The sequence below is a fragment of the Microbacterium salsuginis genome (genome assembly GCF_012524205.1).
Taxonomy (GTDB): Bacteria; Actinomycetota; Actinomycetes; order Actinomycetales; family Microbacteriaceae; genus Microbacterium; species Microbacterium salsuginis.
Genome location: NZ_JABACI010000001.1, coordinates 851,005 through 868,137, shown reverse-complemented (window position 1 = coordinate 868,137; position 17,133 = coordinate 851,005). Strand labels below are relative to the sequence as shown.

Annotated in this window: 17 protein-coding genes and 1 pseudogene; 12 read left to right on the top strand and 6 right to left on the bottom strand. The window is 71.5% G+C overall.

All coding sequences use genetic code 11. The annotated features are described in order from the left end of the window. Window positions 1-16: 16 nt before the first annotated feature. Together HF576_RS20850 and HF576_RS04250 are read right to left on the bottom strand one after the other, a co-directional pair. Window positions 17-1,027: pseudogene (locus HF576_RS20850) on the bottom strand (ATP-binding cassette domain-containing protein); the annotation flags it as partial. A 1-nt stretch (window position 1,028) separates the two neighbouring features. After that, window positions 1,029-1,592, bottom strand: coding sequence for a hypothetical protein (locus HF576_RS04250; RefSeq protein WP_168911499.1), 564 nt, complete (start codon window positions 1,590-1,592; stop codon window positions 1,029-1,031). A 76-nt stretch (window positions 1,593-1,668) separates the two neighbouring features. Here HF576_RS04250 and HF576_RS04245 point away from each other — a divergent pair, with 76 nt between their 5' ends. Both HF576_RS04245 and HF576_RS04240 read left to right on the top strand, forming a co-directional pair. Beyond that, complete coding sequence (locus HF576_RS04245; protein ID WP_168911498.1) at window positions 1,669-2,577, top strand: 1,4-dihydroxy-2-naphthoyl-CoA synthase; 909 nt, start codon at window positions 1,669-1,671, stop codon at window positions 2,575-2,577. 4 nt (window positions 2,578-2,581) lie between these two features. After that, window positions 2,582-3,736 (top strand): AMP-binding protein, encoded by a 1,155-nt coding sequence (locus HF576_RS04240; RefSeq protein WP_168911497.1) that lies wholly within the window; start codon window positions 2,582-2,584, stop codon window positions 3,734-3,736. A gap of 6 nt (window positions 3,737-3,742) precedes the next feature. Here HF576_RS04240 and HF576_RS04235 read toward each other — a convergent pair whose 3' ends face one another. Beyond that, entirely contained in the window at window positions 3,743-4,135 is a 393-nt protein-coding gene (locus tag HF576_RS04235; RefSeq protein WP_168911496.1) for a VOC family protein, read from the bottom strand. Between the two features lie 104 nt (window positions 4,136-4,239). Between HF576_RS04235 and HF576_RS04230 the strand changes: the two genes are divergently transcribed. Next, entirely contained in the window at window positions 4,240-5,220 is a 981-nt protein-coding gene (locus tag HF576_RS04230) for a 1,4-dihydroxy-2-naphthoate polyprenyltransferase (RefSeq protein WP_168911495.1), read from the top strand. Between the two features lie 182 nt (window positions 5,221-5,402). On the opposite strand, the gene HF576_RS04225 is transcribed toward HF576_RS04230, so the two are convergent. Further along, the gene (locus HF576_RS04225; RefSeq protein ID WP_168911494.1) at window positions 5,403-5,693 is read right to left on the bottom strand and encodes a DUF4229 domain-containing protein; all 291 of its coding nucleotides are present in this window, start codon (window positions 5,691-5,693) and stop codon (window positions 5,403-5,405) included. Between the two features lie 99 nt (window positions 5,694-5,792). Here HF576_RS04225 and HF576_RS04220 point away from each other — a divergent pair, with 99 nt between their 5' ends. Genes HF576_RS04220 through HF576_RS04210 form a run of 3 tightly spaced genes read left to right on the top strand, consistent with a single transcriptional unit; the run spans window position 5,793 to window position 9,035 of the window. Continuing rightward, window positions 5,793-6,293: a PLD nuclease N-terminal domain-containing protein gene (locus HF576_RS04220; RefSeq protein WP_168911493.1), complete on the top strand. Its 501-nt coding sequence runs from the start codon at window positions 5,793-5,795 to the stop codon at window positions 6,291-6,293. Next, window positions 6,259-8,145, top strand: coding sequence for a 2-succinyl-5-enolpyruvyl-6-hydroxy-3-cyclohexene-1-carboxylic-acid synthase (menD, locus tag HF576_RS04215; RefSeq protein ID WP_168911492.1), 1,887 nt, complete (start codon window positions 6,259-6,261; stop codon window positions 8,143-8,145). The genes HF576_RS04220 and menD overlap by 35 nt, the downstream gene beginning before the upstream one ends. Before the next feature lie 26 nt (window positions 8,146-8,171). Further along, window positions 8,172-9,035 carry a polyphosphate kinase 2 family protein gene (locus tag HF576_RS04210; protein ID WP_168911491.1) on the top strand — a complete coding sequence of 288 codons (864 nt, stop codon included), beginning with the start codon at window positions 8,172-8,174 and terminating at the stop codon, window positions 9,033-9,035. Between the two features lie 30 nt (window positions 9,036-9,065). Here HF576_RS04210 and HF576_RS04205 read toward each other — a convergent pair whose 3' ends face one another. Continuing rightward, window positions 9,066-9,824 (bottom strand): class I SAM-dependent methyltransferase, encoded by a 759-nt coding sequence (locus HF576_RS04205; protein ID WP_168911490.1) that lies wholly within the window; start codon window positions 9,822-9,824, stop codon window positions 9,066-9,068. An 81-nt stretch (window positions 9,825-9,905) separates the two neighbouring features. On the opposite strand from HF576_RS04205, the gene HF576_RS04200 reads away from it, so the two are divergent. The 5 genes from HF576_RS04200 to HF576_RS04180 all read left to right on the top strand — a co-directional run bounded on the left by HF576_RS04200 (window position 9,906) and on the right by HF576_RS04180 (window position 14,798). After that, window positions 9,906-10,298, top strand: a complete 393-nt coding sequence (locus HF576_RS04200) for a PadR family transcriptional regulator (protein ID WP_168911489.1) — start codon at window positions 9,906-9,908, stop codon at window positions 10,296-10,298. Continuing rightward, entirely contained in the window at window positions 10,295-11,188 is an 894-nt protein-coding gene (locus tag HF576_RS04195; protein WP_168911488.1) for a permease prefix domain 1-containing protein, read from the top strand. The genes HF576_RS04200 and HF576_RS04195 overlap by 4 nt, the downstream gene beginning before the upstream one ends. Window positions 11,189-11,251: 63 nt before the next feature. Further along, window positions 11,252-12,298: an ABC transporter ATP-binding protein gene (locus HF576_RS04190; RefSeq protein WP_168911487.1), complete on the top strand. Its 1,047-nt coding sequence runs from the start codon at window positions 11,252-11,254 to the stop codon at window positions 12,296-12,298. Continuing rightward, the gene (locus HF576_RS04185; protein WP_168911486.1) at window positions 12,295-13,092 is read left to right on the top strand and encodes an ABC transporter permease; all 798 of its coding nucleotides are present in this window, start codon (window positions 12,295-12,297) and stop codon (window positions 13,090-13,092) included. Before HF576_RS04190 ends, HF576_RS04185 begins: the two co-directional genes overlap by 4 nt. A 29-nt stretch (window positions 13,093-13,121) precedes the next feature. Then, a complete protein-coding gene (locus tag HF576_RS04180; protein WP_168911485.1) occupies window positions 13,122-14,798 on the top strand; it encodes a DUF885 family protein in 1,677 nt (558 codons plus the stop codon). Window positions 14,799-15,160: 362 nt separating this feature from the next. Here the strand turns inward: HF576_RS04180 and HF576_RS04175 are convergent, their stop codons facing one another. Beyond that, window positions 15,161-16,459, bottom strand: a complete 1,299-nt coding sequence (locus HF576_RS04175; protein ID WP_168911484.1) for an isochorismate synthase — start codon at window positions 16,457-16,459, stop codon at window positions 15,161-15,163. Window positions 16,460-16,481: 22 nt separating this feature from the next. On the opposite strand from HF576_RS04175, the gene HF576_RS04170 reads away from it, so the two are divergent. Beyond that, window positions 16,482-17,126 (top strand): DUF402 domain-containing protein, encoded by a 645-nt coding sequence (locus HF576_RS04170; RefSeq protein WP_168911483.1) that lies wholly within the window; start codon window positions 16,482-16,484, stop codon window positions 17,124-17,126. Window positions 17,127-17,133: the final 7 nt, after the last annotated feature.

Sequence of the window (17,133 nt, the reverse complement as noted above, 5' to 3'; positions counted from 1 at the left end):
TCGCCGCCGCGAGCGCGACGAGCGTCGCCTCGCCGGCCGACAGGCCGCGCGTCGTTCGCCCGAGCAGGGACGCGATGCCGATCCGGTCCGCGAGGTCGGCGACGCGGGCCGCGACCAGCTCGGGAGCGACGCCGCGCAGCTCGAGCGCCAGCCCGATCTCGTCGCGCACGCGCTCGGTCGCGAAGGCATCGCGCGGGTTCTGCAGCACCACTCCGATGCGCTGCGCAAGATCGCGTGGTGGCACCGCCGCACGGTCGTGGCCCGCGATGCGCACCGTGCCCGACGTCCACCCGCCGTCGACGTGCGTGTGCAGCCCCGCCAGCGCCCGCAGCACCGTCGACTTGCCGGAACCGGTCGGCCCGGTGAGCAGGGTCAGGGCACCTGGTGCGAGCTTCAGGGATTCGATCCGGATGCCGCGGCCCCCGGCATCCGGCACGATCCCGAACCCGATCTCGGCGTCGTGGATCTCGACGACCGCGCCCGCCTCGTGCTCCTCCGCCGCCACCGCGGGGAGGGGCGAGGCCGCGAACCCGCGCAGTTCGAGCGCCGCCGCCACGGCGCCGGCGCGTTCGAGGGTCCGCTGCAGCAGCGGCAGCAGCATCCGGGCGCCGCCGCGCTCGCCCCGAAGGCGCTGGGCGAACCGGACCGACCGTGCCGCATCGGCGAGCGAGGGGAGCGTCGCCCACGCGATCGCCAGCGCCCGCGCGACGCCGCGGAGCGGGCCGCGGCGGGAGGCGCGCGCGAGGATGCGGGCGACGTCGACGAACGCGTTGAGCACCCCGAACACGACGATGCCGAGCGCGATGGGCAGGGCGCTCGCCGCGGCATCCGTCAACCCGTCGATGGTGACGGGACCGAACAGCACCACGTGCGCGAAGGGCGCAGGCAGCCGCAGCTCGGGCAGCGGCAGAAGGACTGCGCCGGTGCCGTCCGCGCCGTGGAACAGGACGCGGTAGAGCACCCGGACCACCACGAACCCGGTGGCGAGCACCACCGCGGCGCGCAGGGGGCCGGGCCGGATCGTCATGTCACGACGTCGGCGCGGCGGGCTCGCCGTGGAGGGTGAACAGCAGCCCGAGCGCGTCGCCCGGTTCGAGCTGCAGCGTCGGCAGTCCCTCCTGCGCGTAGGCCCACTCGCCGCCGGCGGGCCGCACCCACAGCGACCAGTAGGCGAACGCAGCGGGCATCGCCTGGCACGTCTCGAAATAGTCCGAGCCGTCCTCGGCAGGGATCGCCTCGTCCTCCGCGGGCAGTCCGTCGACGCGGCACACGACCTGGTCGCCGTACTCCTCGGTGCCCTCGGTCTCGATGCCCGCGAAGACGAGGGCATCGCCGGCGGTGACGGCTTCTTCGGTGATGAGGCACCGTTCCTGCGGCTCGCCGCCCTCCAGCGCGGTCGCGTCGACCACGAGCGTCACGCCCTCGTCGCCGTCGCACGCGGTCTGCGTCGTGATCGACACGCTCGTCTCGCCCGCTGCACTCTCGGTGGGCGCCGGCTCGGGCTCGGGGGCGCCGCCCGCGCAGGCGGCGAGTGTGAAGACGAGGGCGACGGATGCCGCGGCGACGGCCATGGCGCGAAGAGTCGAGGTCACCGCTACAGGGTAGGGCGCGCGCGGTCGCCCGCCCCGCCAGATGACGTTGTGGGTCGCGCCGCCGTAGGCTGGCCGGGTGAGCGTATCGGAGCTGTTCGACGAATCCGAGTGGGCCTCCGCGCCCGGACAGCCCGAGGGCGGCTACACCGACATCACGGCCCACGTCTCGAAGGACGGCCGCATCGCCCGCATCGCGTTCGACCGGCCCGAGGTGCGCAACGCGTTCCGCCCGCACACCGTCGACGAGCTGTACCGGGCGCTCGATCTCGCCCGGCAGGACCCGCGCGTCGGCGTGGTGCTGCTGACAGGCAACGGGCCGAGCCCGAAGGACGGCGGCTGGGCGTTCTGCTCCGGCGGCGACCAGCGCATCCGCGGTCGCGACGGGTACAAGTACTCCGACGATGCTGCTGCTGTCGCAGACCCCGCGCGTGCCGGTCGTCTGCACATCCTCGAGGTGCAGCGTCTGATCCGCTTCATGCCCAAGGTCGTGATCGCCGCGATCCCCGGCTGGGCCGCTGGGGGAGGGCACTCGCTGCATGTCGTGTGCGATCTCACGATCGCCAGCGCCGAGCACGGCCGGTTCAAGCAGACCGACGCGGACGTCGGCTCGTTCGACGCCGGTTACGGCTCGGCCTACTTCGCCCGCCAGATCGGGCAGAAGTTCGCGCGCGAGGTGTTCTTCCTCGCCGAGGAGTACTCGGCGCAGCGCGCGTATGAGATGGGTGCCGTCAACCGCGTCGTGCCGCACGCCGATCTCGAGCGCGAAGCCGTCGCGATGGCCCGAACGATCCTGACGAAGTCGCCGACCGCCATCCGCATGCTGAAGTTCGCGTTCAACGCCGTCGACGACGGACTCGTCGGCCAGCAGGTCTTCGCGGGCGAGGCGACGCGCCTGGCCTACGGCACCGACGAAGCCGTCGAGGGGCGTGATGCCTTCCTCGAGAAGCGCGATCCCGATTGGTCGCCGTACCCCTGGCAGTACTGACGCCATGAAGCTTCAACCCGTCCTCGGCGACGACCCCCGCGAGATCCTCCGGGCGCTGCGCGGTGCGCTGCACGGTGCGGGGCCGGCCCTCGCGCTCGGCATGGTCGGCGAACTGCCCGACGAAGTCCGCGCGGGCACTGCGGTCGTCGTCACGACGTCCGGATCGACCGGCATCCCCAAGAGCGTCGTCCTCAGCCGCGACGCCCTCACCGCCGGAGCCCTGGCCACCGCTGATCGCATCGGCGACGGCGCGTGGCTGCTCGCGCTTCCGGCGAGCTACGTCGCCGGGCTGCAGGTGCTCGTGCGCTCACTCGTCGCCGATCGCGAGCCGGCCATCCTCTCGGGCGCCTTCACGCCGCAGGCATTCGCGGCGGCGGCGTTGATGATGGCCTCGTCCGAGGGTGGGAATCGCGTCCCGAGCTTCACCTCGCTGGTGCCGGCCCAGCTCTCGAGGCTGCTGGATGCGGCCGAGCACGACAGCGCCGTGCTGGCGGCATTGCGCTCGTTCGAGACGATCCTTGTCGGTGGTCAGGCACTGCCGCCGGCGACGCTCGAGCGCGCCGAGGCCGCCGGCGCCCGCATCGTGCGCACCTACGGCTCGACCGAGACCAGCGGCGGCTGCGTCTATGACGGGGTGCCGCTGCGCGGCGTGCGCCTGCGCATCGAGCACGGCGAGGTGCAGGTGGCCGGCCCGGTGCTGGCCGACGGCTATCTCGGCGAAGTCGAAAGGACCTCTGCGGCGTTCGTCCGCGATCACGACGGCACGCGGTGGTACCGCACAGGCGACGCGGGGCTCCTCGAGGACGGCGTGCTGCGCGTGCGCGGGCGCCTCGACAACGTCATCGTCTCGGGCGGCGTGAACGTCTCGCTCGACCGGGTGGAGCGCATCGTGCGGGCCGTGCCGGGGCTCGATCTCGCCGTGGTGGTCGGGATCCCCGACGAGCGCTGGGGTGAAGCATCCGTCATCGTCGCTTGCCGGGGAGAGGCTCTGCGCCGCAGTGAAGCGGTGCAGCTGGAAGAAGCCCGCGACGCCGTGAAAGCCGAGATCGGGGCGCACGCCCGGCCGACACGGCTGATCCTCGTCGACGAGCTCGCGACGCTGCCCTCGGGAAAACCCGACCGTGAGGCGATCCGCCGTGCGGTGCTCGCTCTGCACTGAGCCTTGTCACTCCTCGCGGTCGGGGTCCTCGGTTCCCACGTCGACCACGCAGAAGCGGTTGCCTTCGGTGTCTTCCAGCACGATCCAATCGGCGTCCGGCGGGTAGCCGTGCCAGTCGACCTCACGCGCACCGAGGCTCAGCAGCCGCTCGATCTCGGCGGACTGGTCGTCGGCGTATAGGTCGAGGTGGATGCGGGGCGGGTAGTGCTGCGGGTACCCCGTGACAGACAGCGCGAGGCTGGTGCCGGGGTCGCGCCAATGCGTCTTGCTCGGGGGGTCGAGGATCACCCAGTCCTCGCTCGGCTCGCGCCGGTTCACGTACCCCAGCGCCGCTCGCCAGAAGTTCCCGGCGCGCTCGATGTCTTCCACGGTCAGCACGATCGATCCGATGCTCAACATGCCGCCATTGTGTGCGGCATCCGTCATCGGTCATAGCCCCTTGCGCAGGCACGCGGGGCGGAGCCGCCGACGGATCAGAGCCGGGGGTCTTAGGATGTGCTCTCGTGGCAGGCACCTCCAGCAAGAAGCGCAAGCGTCCGACTCCGAAGAAGCAGCCGGCGCGCGGCAACCCGCAGAAGCCGCGCGTCTCCGGCGACCCCGCACGCGTCGAGAAGGCGACGGCGCGGGACTGGATCGGCGCGGCACGGCTGCGCACGCTTCCTCTCGCGATCACTCCGATCCTCATCGGAACGGGCGCCGCGATGCTGGTCGTCGACGAGTTCCACTGGGTGATCGCGCTCTTCTGCCTCATCGTCTCGGTGGCGCTGCAGATCGGCGTCAACTACGTCAACGACTACAGCGACGGCATCCGGGGCACGGACGATCACCGCGTCGGCCCGGCCCGGCTCACGGCGTCCCGCAGAGCGAAGCCGCGCACCGTACTGCTCGTGGCCCTCGCGTTCTTCGCGATCGCGGCCCTCGCGGGGCTGGCGATCACGATCCGCACGCAGCAGTGGTGGCTCATCGCCGTCGGTGCCGTCGCGATCCTCGCGGCGTGGTTCTACACCGGCGGCAAGCGACCGTACGGGTACTACGGGCTGGGCGAGCTGTTCGTGTTCGTCTTCTTCGGACTCGTTGCCACTCTCGGCACCACGTGGGTGCAGGCGCTCGCGCTGCCGCAGGAGGCGTGGTTCGGCGCCGTCGGCGCGGGGCTTCTCGCGTGCGCCGTGCTGCTGGCGAACAACCTGCGCGACATCGACCAGGACCGCGCGGCCCGCAAGCGCACTCTCACGGTGCTCATCGGCCGCACGGCGACGCGGTGGCTGTTCACGCTCTTCGTGCTGGCGCCGTTCGGCATCGCGGCGTTCCTCGCGCTGTTCTATCCGATCGCCTGGCTGACGCTGCTCACCCTGCTCCCCGGACTTGCCGCGATCCTCATCGTGTGGACCTACCGGCAGCCGCGCGAACTCGTCGTCGCTCTGGGCCTGACGTCGCTCACGTCTGTCGCCTACGGCGCGTTCCTCATGTGGGCGTTCCTCGGCTGACCTCGCTGCCGCCGCACTGCGGATGCTTGAGCTTGAGAAACCACGCGGAGGTTGAGAAACCACGGCGCGTCCGGTTTCTCAACCTACGTGTGGTTTCTCAACCTGGATGCGATGTCTCGCACGCGGCCAGGACCAGCAGCGAGGGCGCGCAGGAGCGGGACGGATGCCGCGACCCGGCCGGGTCAGGAGCGGTCGGGCCGGTCGGTGGTCGCGGCGTCGGCTGCGGCATCCTCGACGGTCTCGTCGCTGGCGGCCGCACGCGCCTGCGCGCGGCGCTCGGCCAGGCCCGCGGTCACCTCGTCGAGCGGCTTGCGCAGGAACAGCAGCGACAGGCTCAGCCCGATGAGGGCGGCGAAGATCGCCGCGAGCCAGTAGAACTCCCGCATCACCGGGAACAGCATGAGGATGCCGAACGGGACGAGGAACGCCAGCAGCCGCAGAACCGTGTAGACGATGGCCGAGCGCGCTTTCACCCGACAATCCTACGTTCGCGCGGGCGGGCGCCGGCGACGGTTGGGTCACGAGAGGATCCGAGGCGCCCGCGCATCGCGCCGCCCGCCTAGGATGGGGTAATGGCGAGGGGACTGCTGATACTGGCCCTGGTGGCGGCCGTCTTCTGGGTGTTCACCATCGTCGACTGCGCCGTCCAGCCGCCCACCCGGCACCGTGGCGTGAGCAAGGGCGTCTGGATCCTCATCGTCGTGCTGCTGCCCGTCCTCGGCGGCATCCTGTGGCTCGTCGTCGGACGCACACGCAAGTCGGTGATCGCCCAGCGCAAGGCTCCGGACGACGACCCCGAGTTCCTCGGGCGCATCGGCAGCATCAGCGACCAGGACGAGCGGATCCGTCGCCTCGAGGAGGAGCTCGCGCAGCTCGACTCCGAGGACGACGACCCCCGGTTCCAGCCGCCGGCCCGGCCTGCGGCATCCGATGGTCCTGCCGACTCCGCGTCGGACGGATCCACCCTCGACGCTCCGGCCGCAGACTCCGGCACGCCGCCCGCGCCGAAGCCGCCGTCGCATCCCGCCGACGGTGAGGATGACACCCGGGGTCAGCGCGGAGCCGTCGGCTGACGTGACGGAGCCGAGAAGCGCCGACGGCGCGACCGAGCCCGCCGGCGCGCCCGTCACCGCTCTCGCCCCCGCACCGGCGACGGACGCCGCCGCTGCACTGCTCGGCCGTCTCGTCGAACTCGGCGTCCGGCACATCGTGCTGAGCCCCGGCTCACGGTCGCAGGCTCTGGCACTCGTCGCCGCAGAGCTCGAGCGCCGCGGCGTCATCCGCCTGCACATCCGTGTCGACGAGCGCGTCGCGGGGTTCACGGCGCTCGGCATCGGGCGCGAGACACGGATGCCGGCAGCCGTGGTCTGCACATCGGGCACCGCCGTGGCCAACCTGCTGCCGGCCGCACTCGAGGCGCATCACTCCGCCGTCCCGCTACTGCTCCTGACGGCCGATCGGCCTCCGGAGCTGCGTGGCGTCGGCGCGAACCAGACCACGCGGCAGCCGGGCATGTTCGCCCCCACCGTGCGGTTCGAAGCCGATCTTCCGGTGCCCGACCAGACGGACGGCGACGGATGCGGTGAGCACAGCGCCATGCTGCGGTCGGTCGCCGACGAGGCCGTCGCCGCATCGCTCGGCGCGGGCGTGCGCGCCGCCGGTCCCGTGCACCTGAACCTGCCCTACCGGGAGCCGCTGTCGGGCGCCCTGCCGTCGTGGCTCGGCGTGCCGTCCGTCGAGCTGGGAACGCGCCCCGACCGCGACCCAGATGCGGCGCCGGCGGACGCACCGCCCGAGGACGAGGCATCCGGTGCGCTGTACCAGGGTGGCGGCGGCATCGGCGAGGCCGACGTGCCCGCCGAGCCCGAGGACCCGTTCGTGCTCGTGCGAGGACCCCGTACGGTCGTGCTCGCGGGAGCGGATGCGGGACCGGATGCCGAGGCGCTCGCGCACGCGGGCGGATGGCCGCTCATCGCCGAGATCGTCAGTGGCGCACGGTTCGGCCGCAACCTCGTGCACGGCTACCGCGCGCTCCTGTCCGACCCCGACCTCGGCGGCCGGATCGAGCGCGTCGTGGTGCTCGGGCATCCGACGCTCAGCCGCGAATCGTCCGCGCTGCTGTCCGACCCTGCCGTCGAGATCGTCGCACTCCGCGGCACCGGCGAACCGCTCAATCTCAACGCGGCCACCATCGCCGCCGACACGGTCGCCGTCGCGTCCGGCGACGCCGACCGCGCGTGGCTCGGGGCCTGGCTTCAGGCCTCGCGCGCGGCATCCGTCGACCTCACACCGCCCGCCCCCGACGCCGACGCGCTCGCGTCCGCCGTGCCGCAGGAGCGACTCGGCGCCATCGCGGCGGAGCTCGAGGTGATCCGCGCTCCGCTCGACCGCGCCGGCCTGGTCGACGCGGCGTGGCGAGCGACGTGGCCGCACGATCGCCTGGTGTTCGGCTCGTCGCGGCTCGTCCGGGTCGCCGACGCACTCCTGCCCGGCAAGAAGGTCCCGGTGCACGCCAATCGGGGACTCGCAGGCATCGACGGCACCGTCGCGACGGCGCTCGGCATCGCCCTCGCGAGCCAGAGCGACGGCCGACCGGGGGTGACCCGCGTGCTGTTGGGCGACTTGGCGCTGCTGCACGACGTCGGCGCGCTGCTGCTGCCACCGCGCGAGGAGGAGCCGCGCATCCAGGTTCTGGTCGGCAACGACGGCGGCGGCACGATCTTCGACGCCCTGGAAGTGGCGGCCGTCGCCGATCCCGAGGTCATGGATCGCGTGCTCTACACGCCCCATGCCGTGCAGCTGGCGCAGCTCGCGCGAGCGTACGGCTGGGAGTATCACCGGGTCACGACGCGCTCAGAGATCGACCAGGTGCTGACGTCGCCCGTGACGGGCCGCCAGCTGATCGAGGTCCCGCTGGAGCGCTGATCCCCGGCATCCGCCATGATGGCACCATGATCGCCAAGAGCCAGAAGCACTGGACCGGGGACGTGCACGACCTGCTGCGCGTCGGGGACGGGTTCGTGCTCGCCGACGTCGACCCCCGAGAGACCCCGGGCTACATGAAAGACAAGGTGCACGCCGCCGACGATCTCGCGGCGGGAAGCGTGCAGCTCGACGAGTACCAGGAGCGGCTCTTCGCGCGCAGCCGGGTGGATGCCACGAACGCGTCGGTGCTGCTCGTGCTGCAGGCCATGGACTCCGCCGGCAAGGGCGGCATCATCCGGCACGTGGTCGGATCGGTCGACCCGCAGGGTGTCGCGCTCGCCGCGTTCAAGAAGCCGACGCCGGAAGAGCTCGAGCACGACTTCCTGTGGCGTATCGAGAAGCGCCTTCCCGAGCCGGGCATCATCGGCGTGTTCGACCGCTCCCACTACGAGGACGTCCTCATCGGCCGCGTGCGCGAGCTCGCGCCGGCGGATGAGATCGAGCGGCGGTACAGCGCGATCAACGAGTTCGAGAAGAAGGTGGCGGATGCCGGAACCCGCATCGTCAAGGTGATGCTGCACATCTCACCCGATGAGCAGAAGGAGCGGCTCATGGAGCGGCTCGAGCGCCCCGACAAGCACTGGAAGTACAACCCCGGCGACGTCGACGAGCGCGAGCTGTGGCCGAAGTACATGGCGGCCTACCAGACGGTGTTCGAGCGGACCTCGACCGAGCACGCGCCGTGGTACGTCGTGCCGGCCGACCGCAAATGGTACGCACGTCTGGCGGTCCAGCACCTGCTGCTCGAGGCGCTGGAAGACATCGACCCGCAGTGGCCGGCCGCGACGTACGACGTCGAGGCCGAGAAGAAGCGGCTCGCGGCGAGCTGACGCGCGACGGATGCCGGGGATCCGGCGCCGTTAGGGCGCGATCCCGCGAGCGGCCCACGCGGTGCCGGTGACCGTGAACGAGCCGTCGCCCCAAAGCTCGCGGGTACGGGTTCGTACGCGCTCGACGCCGTCGGCGTCGAGCCCCTCGAGTACCGACGCGGCAACGCCGACCCGGATGTTCGTCGACTCCCACCATTCGTCGAACGAGGCGAATTCCGACTCGACGGTGAGCTCGGTCTCGGAGACATCGTGACATCCGGCGTCCTCGAGCAGTTGCACGAGGTCGCCCCGGCGGGTGCCCGCGCGGAGGGGTGGCGCCGGCGCACCGGTCTCGGCGGTCGCCGCGCGCAGGAAGACGGCGTGCGGCGCGCGTGCGTTCTCCAGATCCCACACGCACGCCGCGACCACCCCGCCGGGTCGGGTGACGCGGACCATCTCGCGAGCGCCGGCCGCGGCATCCGTCATGAAGTGCATGACGAGTTGGGCCAGGGTCGCTGCGAACAGATCGTCGTCGAAGGGCAGCGCCTCGGCGGTCCCGTGGCGAACGTCGGCCCACGGCAACCGGGATGCGGCGGCCTCGACGAAACTCGCGGACGGATCCACCCCCGCGACCTCGGTCTCGCCGAAACGCCGGGCGAGCACGCTCAGGAGCGCACCCGTGCCGCATCCGACATCGAGAGCACGGCCGTCTCTGGGAAGCCGTGCCCAGTCGGCGAACCGTTCGGCCAGCGGCGCCGAGAACCTGCCCATGAAGGCGTCGTATGCCTCCGCGGCCACATCGAACGACATGGCGGGGAGTCTACTCGCGCCGAGATCTATGCGGTATAGATGCATGCCGCGTGGAGTACTGGATGTGATATAGTACCTGTCATGACACAGGACGACGCGTTCGCGGCCGATCTGCTGCGCGGCCACACCGACACGATCGTGCTCGGCGTGCTCCGCCGCGGCGACGCCTACGGCTTCGAGATCTACAAGGCGATCCGCGACGCCACCGGCGGTGAGCACGAGATCAAGGAGGCCACTCTCTATGCGACCTACCGCCGCCTCGAGAAGGACGGGCTCGTCGAGTCCTACTGGGGCGACGAGACGCAGGGCGGCCGCCGCAAGTACTACCGCATCACCGACGCCGGCCGTGCGGTGTTCAGCGGCAACGTCGCGGCATGGGTCGCGACACGGCATGTCATCGACTCTCTGCTCGATGTGAGCAGCGCTCCTCCCCAGAACCCGAAGGACACCCCCGCGAAGGGCACCGCGAAATGACCGAGAACATCCATATCCACCGCCTCCTCGACGAGGCCTTCCACGGTGTCGACATGACGCCCGACGCACAGGACCTGAAGGAAGAGGTGCGGGCCAATCTCATGGCGCGCGCCGCCGAGCTCGAATCGACCGGGCGGACGCCGGCGGATGCCGCGCGCGAGGCTGTGACCGAACTCGGCGATGTGCGCGACCTGCTTGAAGACACGGGCCCCTCGTCCCCAGGTCGCCTGGACGGCTACGCGGCCCTCCAGCAGCGGTACCGCGTGCGACCCAAACCCGGCTATGTGGTGCGGGTGGTGGTGTGGTCGGCCGTGGCCGTGGTCGGCATCACACTCGGCATCCTGAGCGCCGTCGGCGTGCTGCCTCTCGTGGTCGGCGGCGAGATCGCGCTGTTCGGCTTCGCATCGACAGCCCTCGGCATGCTCGTGGGCGATTCGCTCGCGCAAGAGACCACCACCAACCACCCGATGCCGCAGAACCGCGCCGGCGGATATGCCGGGGCGACGTTCCTGGGCGCGTTCGGCCTCGGCTTCGGCGGCCTCGTGGCGCTGGGGGCGCTGCCCATGTGGGGCGTCGTGTTCGCGGCGCTCGGCATCATCGCGTCGATCATCCTGTTCGCCTTCCTCGGCGCCAGCCAGACCAACCGCCACAAGGCGTGGACCCGGCAGGCGTACCAGAACGAACCGCAGAACAGATTCGAACGCGAGCCCGAGGCGGCCGCACGCTTCGGCATCTACACCGTCGGCATCTGGACCCTGACGTTCGCCGCGATCGCCGTGCTCGTCTTCACCGTCGGCTGGTGGTGGGCGCCCGTCGCGTTCGCCGTCGGCTTCGCGCTGTGGATGTTCGTGCTGGCGCGCATGCTCTTCGGCTCCGACAAGTCCGCCTGACGCCGGCCATCGCGGCTGCGGCCGCGTCCTGATCGACCCACTCGAAGGAAGGGATGCTTCGCCATGCCTGAAATCTCCACCCCCGGCACACCGGCCATCGTGGCCAGCGACCTCGTGAAGGTCTACCCGGGCCGCGGCCGGCGCCCCGCCGTGCACGCGCTGGACGGACTCGGCTTCGAGGTGCGCGCCGGCCGCGTGTTCGGTCTGCTCGGACCCAACGGGGCGGGAAAGTCCACCACCACGAAGATCCTCACGACGCTGTCGCGCCCGACGAGCGGTACCGCCCGCGTCGCCGGCTTCGACGTCGCCCGACAGCCCGACGCCGTGCGTTCGGCCATCGGGTACGTGTCGCAGGGCTCGAGCACCGATCCGCTGCTGACCGCGACCGAGAACCTCGAGATCGCGGCGCGCCTGCGCGGCGTCGCCCGCGGCGACGCGCGGGGACGGGCGCGCCGGCTCCTGCAGGAGTTCGGTCTGGCCGAGGCATCCGCCCGCCCTGTCAGCACGTTCTCGGGAGGCATGCGGCGACGGCTCGACGTGGCGGCCGCGCTCGTGCATCGCCCACGCGTGCTGTTCCTCGACGAGCCGACCACCGGCCTCGACCCCGAAGCGCGCGCTGCCATGTGGGCCGAGATCCGCCGCCTGTCGGGCGAAGAAGCACTCACCGTGGTGCTCACGACGCACTACATGGAAGAAGCGGACCGCCTCGCCGATGAGCTGCTGCTGGTGAACCGCGGCCGTGCGGTCGTGCAAGGCACCCCGGCAGAGCTCAAGGCGGGACTCCACGGCGACTCCGTGAGGGTGAGCCTCATCGAGGCCGATCCGGCGGCCGTCCGAGCCGCGATCGTCGGGATCCCCGGACTGCGCGACGTCGTGGTCGAGGCATCCGGCATCGACGGCGTCCTCGCCGCGCGCACCGACGATGCGTCCGCCGCGGTCGGCGCGATGATCGCCGCACTGGATGCTGCGGGCGTGCGCTTCGGCCAGGTCTCGGCATCCCATCCCACACTCGACGACGTGTACCTGCACTTCGTCGGTCACACGTTCGGGCCTTCGACCGCTCACGGCGCCGGTGAACCGGCCGCCGCCACGAAAGGACTCGCGGCATGACCACGATCTTGGCTCCCGCCCGCGCGGGATGGTTCTCGCAGACCTCGCAGGTGCTGCGCCGCTGGCTCATCGCCGCGGTCCGGCAGGTGTGGGGACCGGCGATGTCGCTCATCCAGCCGGTCATCTGGATCGTGCTGTTCGGACAGGTGTTCCAATCGCTCGGGGCCCTGCCGCAGTTCGGGGGAGCCGGCTATATCGACTATCTCGTCCCCGGCATCCTGATGATGACGGTGCTGTACTCCGGGGCGTGGGCGGGCACCGGCTTCATCGACGACATCGACTCGGGGGTGATGGACCAGTACCTCACGTCGCCGGTCGCTCGGTCGGCGATCGTCACAGGGCAGCTCGCTCAGCAGCTGGTGATCAACCTCGCCCAGTCGCTGGTCGTGCTGGGCATCGGCTGGCTCGCCGGCGCGCGGTACCCGGGAGGTGCCGGGGGGCTGCTGATCGCACTCGGCGTGGCAACCGTCCTCGCCACGATCTTCTGCTGCGCGTCGACGGCGGTCGCGCTCATGTCGCGCAGCCAGATCGCGCTGATCAGCCTGTCGCAGCTCGTCGTGCTGCCGGCCACCTTCCTGTCGACGACCATGATGCCCGCCGAACTCATGCCGCAGTGGGTGCAGGACGTCTCGCGCTGGAACCCCATGACCTGGGCGGTCGAGCTGGGCCGAGGCGGCCTGGCGGGCACGCTCCCCGCCGACGGCTGGTGGCAGCTCGGCGGTCTGGCGGTGCTGGCCGCCCTGTCGTTCGGGTGGGCGATGCGCTCCATCGGCGCCTATCAGCGCTCGATCTGACCCTGGCGGCGCGCACGTACCCTGGATCGGTGAGTCACCCGGATCCCGTGCGCGCCGCCGCCGACGCCTATGTGCGCATACTCGCCCGCCACGAGCCTGACGCCGCGCTGGCGATCGGCGTCGATGCCCCGCCGCTGCCCGATCTGAGTCCCACGTGGCTCGTGCGCAAGTACGACGTGCAGGGCGAGACGCTCGAGGCCCTCGATGCCGCGGGCGAGGGCGATGAAGGGCTGCGGGCCGCGCTGCGCGAGCGTCTGCAGCGTGAACGCCTGCTCTTCGAGACCGGCTTCACGCCGCGCCTGGTCGCAGGACTCGCCACCCCGGTGCATCTGGTGCGCTACGCGATCGAAGGCTTGACGGTGACTCCGGATGCCGCGGGCGAAGCGCTCATACGCCGGCTCGAGGCCACCCCGGCCGCCGTGCGCCAGTACATCGCGGCCCTGCGCTGGGCGCGCGACAATGCCGATCGGTTCACCGGCACCGGGGTCGCACCGGTTCGGCAGCTCGACACCCTCGCCGAGCAGGTCGAGGCCTGGATCGACGGCGACTGGTTCGGACAGGTTGCTGTCGAGGGCGGTGTGGACGCGGTGGCACGCCGACGCGTTCGCGCCGCAGCCGACGAGATCGCCCCGGCCCTCGGTGAGCTCTTGACGCTGCTGCGCGCCGAGCTGCGTCCGGTCGCGCCGTCGGCGGACGGCGTGGGGGAGGCCGTCTATCCCGACCTCGCGGCCGGCATGCTCGGCGCCCGGATCGACATCGACGACACCTATGCCTACGGGTGGACGGAGCTCGAGCGTCTCGTCACCGAGGCTCGCGAGCTGGCCGGGCGGATCGCCGGGCCGGAGGCCGCCGCGAGCGAGGATCCGGTGCGGGCTGCGGCATCCGTCCTCGACGACGATCCGCGATACCGGCTCGAAGGGGTCGACGCGATCAGGTCGTGGCTCGCCGAGCGCGTCGCCGAGACGATCGAGGCCGTGGGTGAGGCGTTCGATCTGCCCGCGTCGGTGCGACATGTGGAGTGCCTCGTCTCGGAGGCCGCCTCGGGCGTCGTGTACTACACGCCGGGCGCGCCCGACGGCTCGACGCCGGGCCGCGTGGTGTGGACCATTCCCAGCGGCGTGCCGGTGGCGGCGTCGTGGCAGGAGGTCACGAGCGTCCACCACGAGGGCGTGCCCGGGCATCACCTGCAGTTCGTGCTCACCGCGTCGTATCCGCAGCTGCACCCGTGGCAACGGCACCTGTGTCATGTCCACGGGTACGCCGAGGGCTGGGCGCACTACGCCGAACAGCTCGCCGACGAGCTCGGACTCATCCGCGACGACGCGGAGCGGCTTGGACTCGTCCTCGGCCAGATCTGGCGCTCGGTGCGCATCGTCGCCGACATCGGGCTGCACACCGGCCGGCCCATCCCGGCGAACTCCCTCGTGCCGGAGCGGGAGTGGACGCCCGAGCTCGCGCGCCGCATGCTCGTGGAGCTGGCGCTCGTCGAGCCGGCGCTGGCGGGATTCGAGGTGGATCGCTACCTCGGCTGGCCGGGCCAGGCGCTCGCGTTCAAGGTCGGAGCGCGGCTGTGGCGCGAGGCACGGCAGGAGCGGCAGGCCCAGCAGGGCGCGTCCTTCTCGCTCCGCGACTTCCACCGCGACGCCCTGGCCCTCGGCCCGATGGGCCTCGACCCGCTGCGCGAGCTGCTCGCGCGGGACGCGTGACGTGCGCCCCGGAGCGGTTGAGGTTGAGAAACCGCATCTAGGTTGAGACACCGCCCCGCGCGTGGTGTCTCAACCTCTACGTGGTGTCTCAACCTCTACGTGGTGTCTCAACCTCTACGTGGTGTCTCAACCTCTACGTGGTTTCTCAACCTCTACGTGGTGTCTCAACCGGCGCGTGGTGTCTCAACGTTGCTTGAGGTTGAGAAACCGTGTGTAGGTTGAGACACCGCCCCGCGCGTGGTGTCTCAACCTCTACGTGGTTTCTCAACCGGCGCGTGGTGTCTCAACGTGCGCGTGGTCTCTCAGACCCGAACAGGGGGAGAGGCGAGGAGGTGTGCACGAGGCGAGGCAGGAGGCGAGCGTCAGGCGAGGGCATCGACGATCGGGCGGAACTTCACGCGGGTCTCGAGCAGCTCGGTCTCGGGATCGCTCGCGGCGACGATGCCCGCCCCTGCGTGGGCGACGACGGGCACCGTGTCGCTGAACTCCGCGTAGCCGCGCACCGGCCCGCTGCCGATCTGGGCGCAGCGCAGCGCGATCGCCCACTCGCCGTCGCCGGTGCCGTCGACCCAGCCGACGGGGCCGGCGTACCGGCCGCGGTCGAAGGGCTCGATCCGGCGGATCACCTCGATCGCGGCATCCGTCGGCGTGCCGGCCACTGCCGCCGTCGGGTGCAGCGCGGCGACCAGGTCGAGCGACGACGCGTGGTCGGCGATGTCGCCGGCGACGTCGGTCGCGAGGTGCCACAGATTCGGCAGCTCGAGGGTGAACGGCTCAGCATCGGCACGCAGGTCGCGCACGTGCGGCCCGAGGGTGTCGAGCACGCTGCGCACGGCGTAGCGGTGCTCTTCGATGTCCTTCGCGCTGTGGGCGAGGGAGTCGGATGCCTCGGCGTCATCTGTCGCGTCGGCACCGCGCGGGATGGTTCCGGCGAGCACCCGGGCCGTCACCGCGCCGCGCGAGACGGTGACGAGGGTCTCGGGGCTGGCGCCGATCAGGCCGTCGACGGCGTAGGTCCAGGTGTCGGGGTAGTCGTGGGCGAGCGCCCGCACGAGTCGCCGCAGGTCGGCGCCGGCGGGGATCGTGCCGACGAGGTCGCGGGCGAGCACGACCTTGTCGATCTCGCCGGCTGCGATGGCGTCGACGGCGGTGCGCACGGCCGCCTGGTACGCCGCGGGGGCCAGCGATCCCGGACCGAGCGTGCCCGACCAGTACGGGCCGTAGGGGATCGGCTCGACCGCTGGTTCGCCGAGATCGGCGGTGATGTTGCGGATGCGGGTGACCCAGGAGCGCCCGCGATGGCGTCCGACCACGGCCTGCGGGATCACGAGCCGGCTGGTCGCGGTGGACCGCGTGTCGAAGGCGAAGGTGCCGAAGGCGACCAACCCGGTGCCCGGCAGTCCGACCGGATCGTCGACCTGTGCCGAGGCCGCCTGCAGCCGCCAGGATTCGGCGGGCGACGGCATCCGTTCCGGGTCGACTCCGGGGGGCAGGCGTGGTCCGCGCTCGTATCCACCCACCTCGCCGATGCCGACGATGCCGTCCCCGCGGCGCAGCCATGCCAGCGGCGAAGCAGGGGAGGTGAAGGCGAGCAGATCGTCGACCGGCTCGATCTCGCGGGTCTCGACCACGAGCCGAGGCAGGCCGTACGCGGATGTCACTCCTCAAGCCTAGACTCGCCGGGTGACCGACGACGCGCCACAGGACCTCGCCGCCCCAGCGCCGGAACGGCCCACGCCCGGGACCGCCCTGCAGTTCCGCTGGCGCAAATGGGACGGCGGCGCGCACTGGGTGAACGACTGCGTCTACCTCGGCAGCGACGAGTGGGGCGACTGGCTCGGGCAGCCCACCGGCTGGCGAAACGCCCGGCCGGGACGCGTGTTCCCCGCCGAGACGCCCGCGGTCATGCTGATTCCGCCCGCCGGGGACTACGTGCTCACCGTGAACGCGGCGCCGCACCGTGTGCGCATCTACATCGACATCGCGTGGGACGTCCGCTGGCAGCACGGCGAGCCCCGCGGCATCGACATGGACCTCGACGTGGTCAGGGCCACCGACGGCCGTGGCCTGTTCATCGACGACCGCGACGAATGGGACGAGCATCGCGTGGCCTACGGCTACCCGCTCGAGCTCGTGGCCCGTCTCGAGGAGCTCGCCATCGACCTCGAGCGGCGGGTCGGTGCCGCCGAGGCGCCGTTCGACGACGCGACACCGGATGCCTGGCTCGCCCGCCTGGCCGCGCTCGAGCCCGTGGCGCCGCCGGCGCCCGTGGGGTTCGGCGACCATGGCACCGGCACCGGCACCGGCGGACCAGGGACCGCGGCCTAGACTCGAA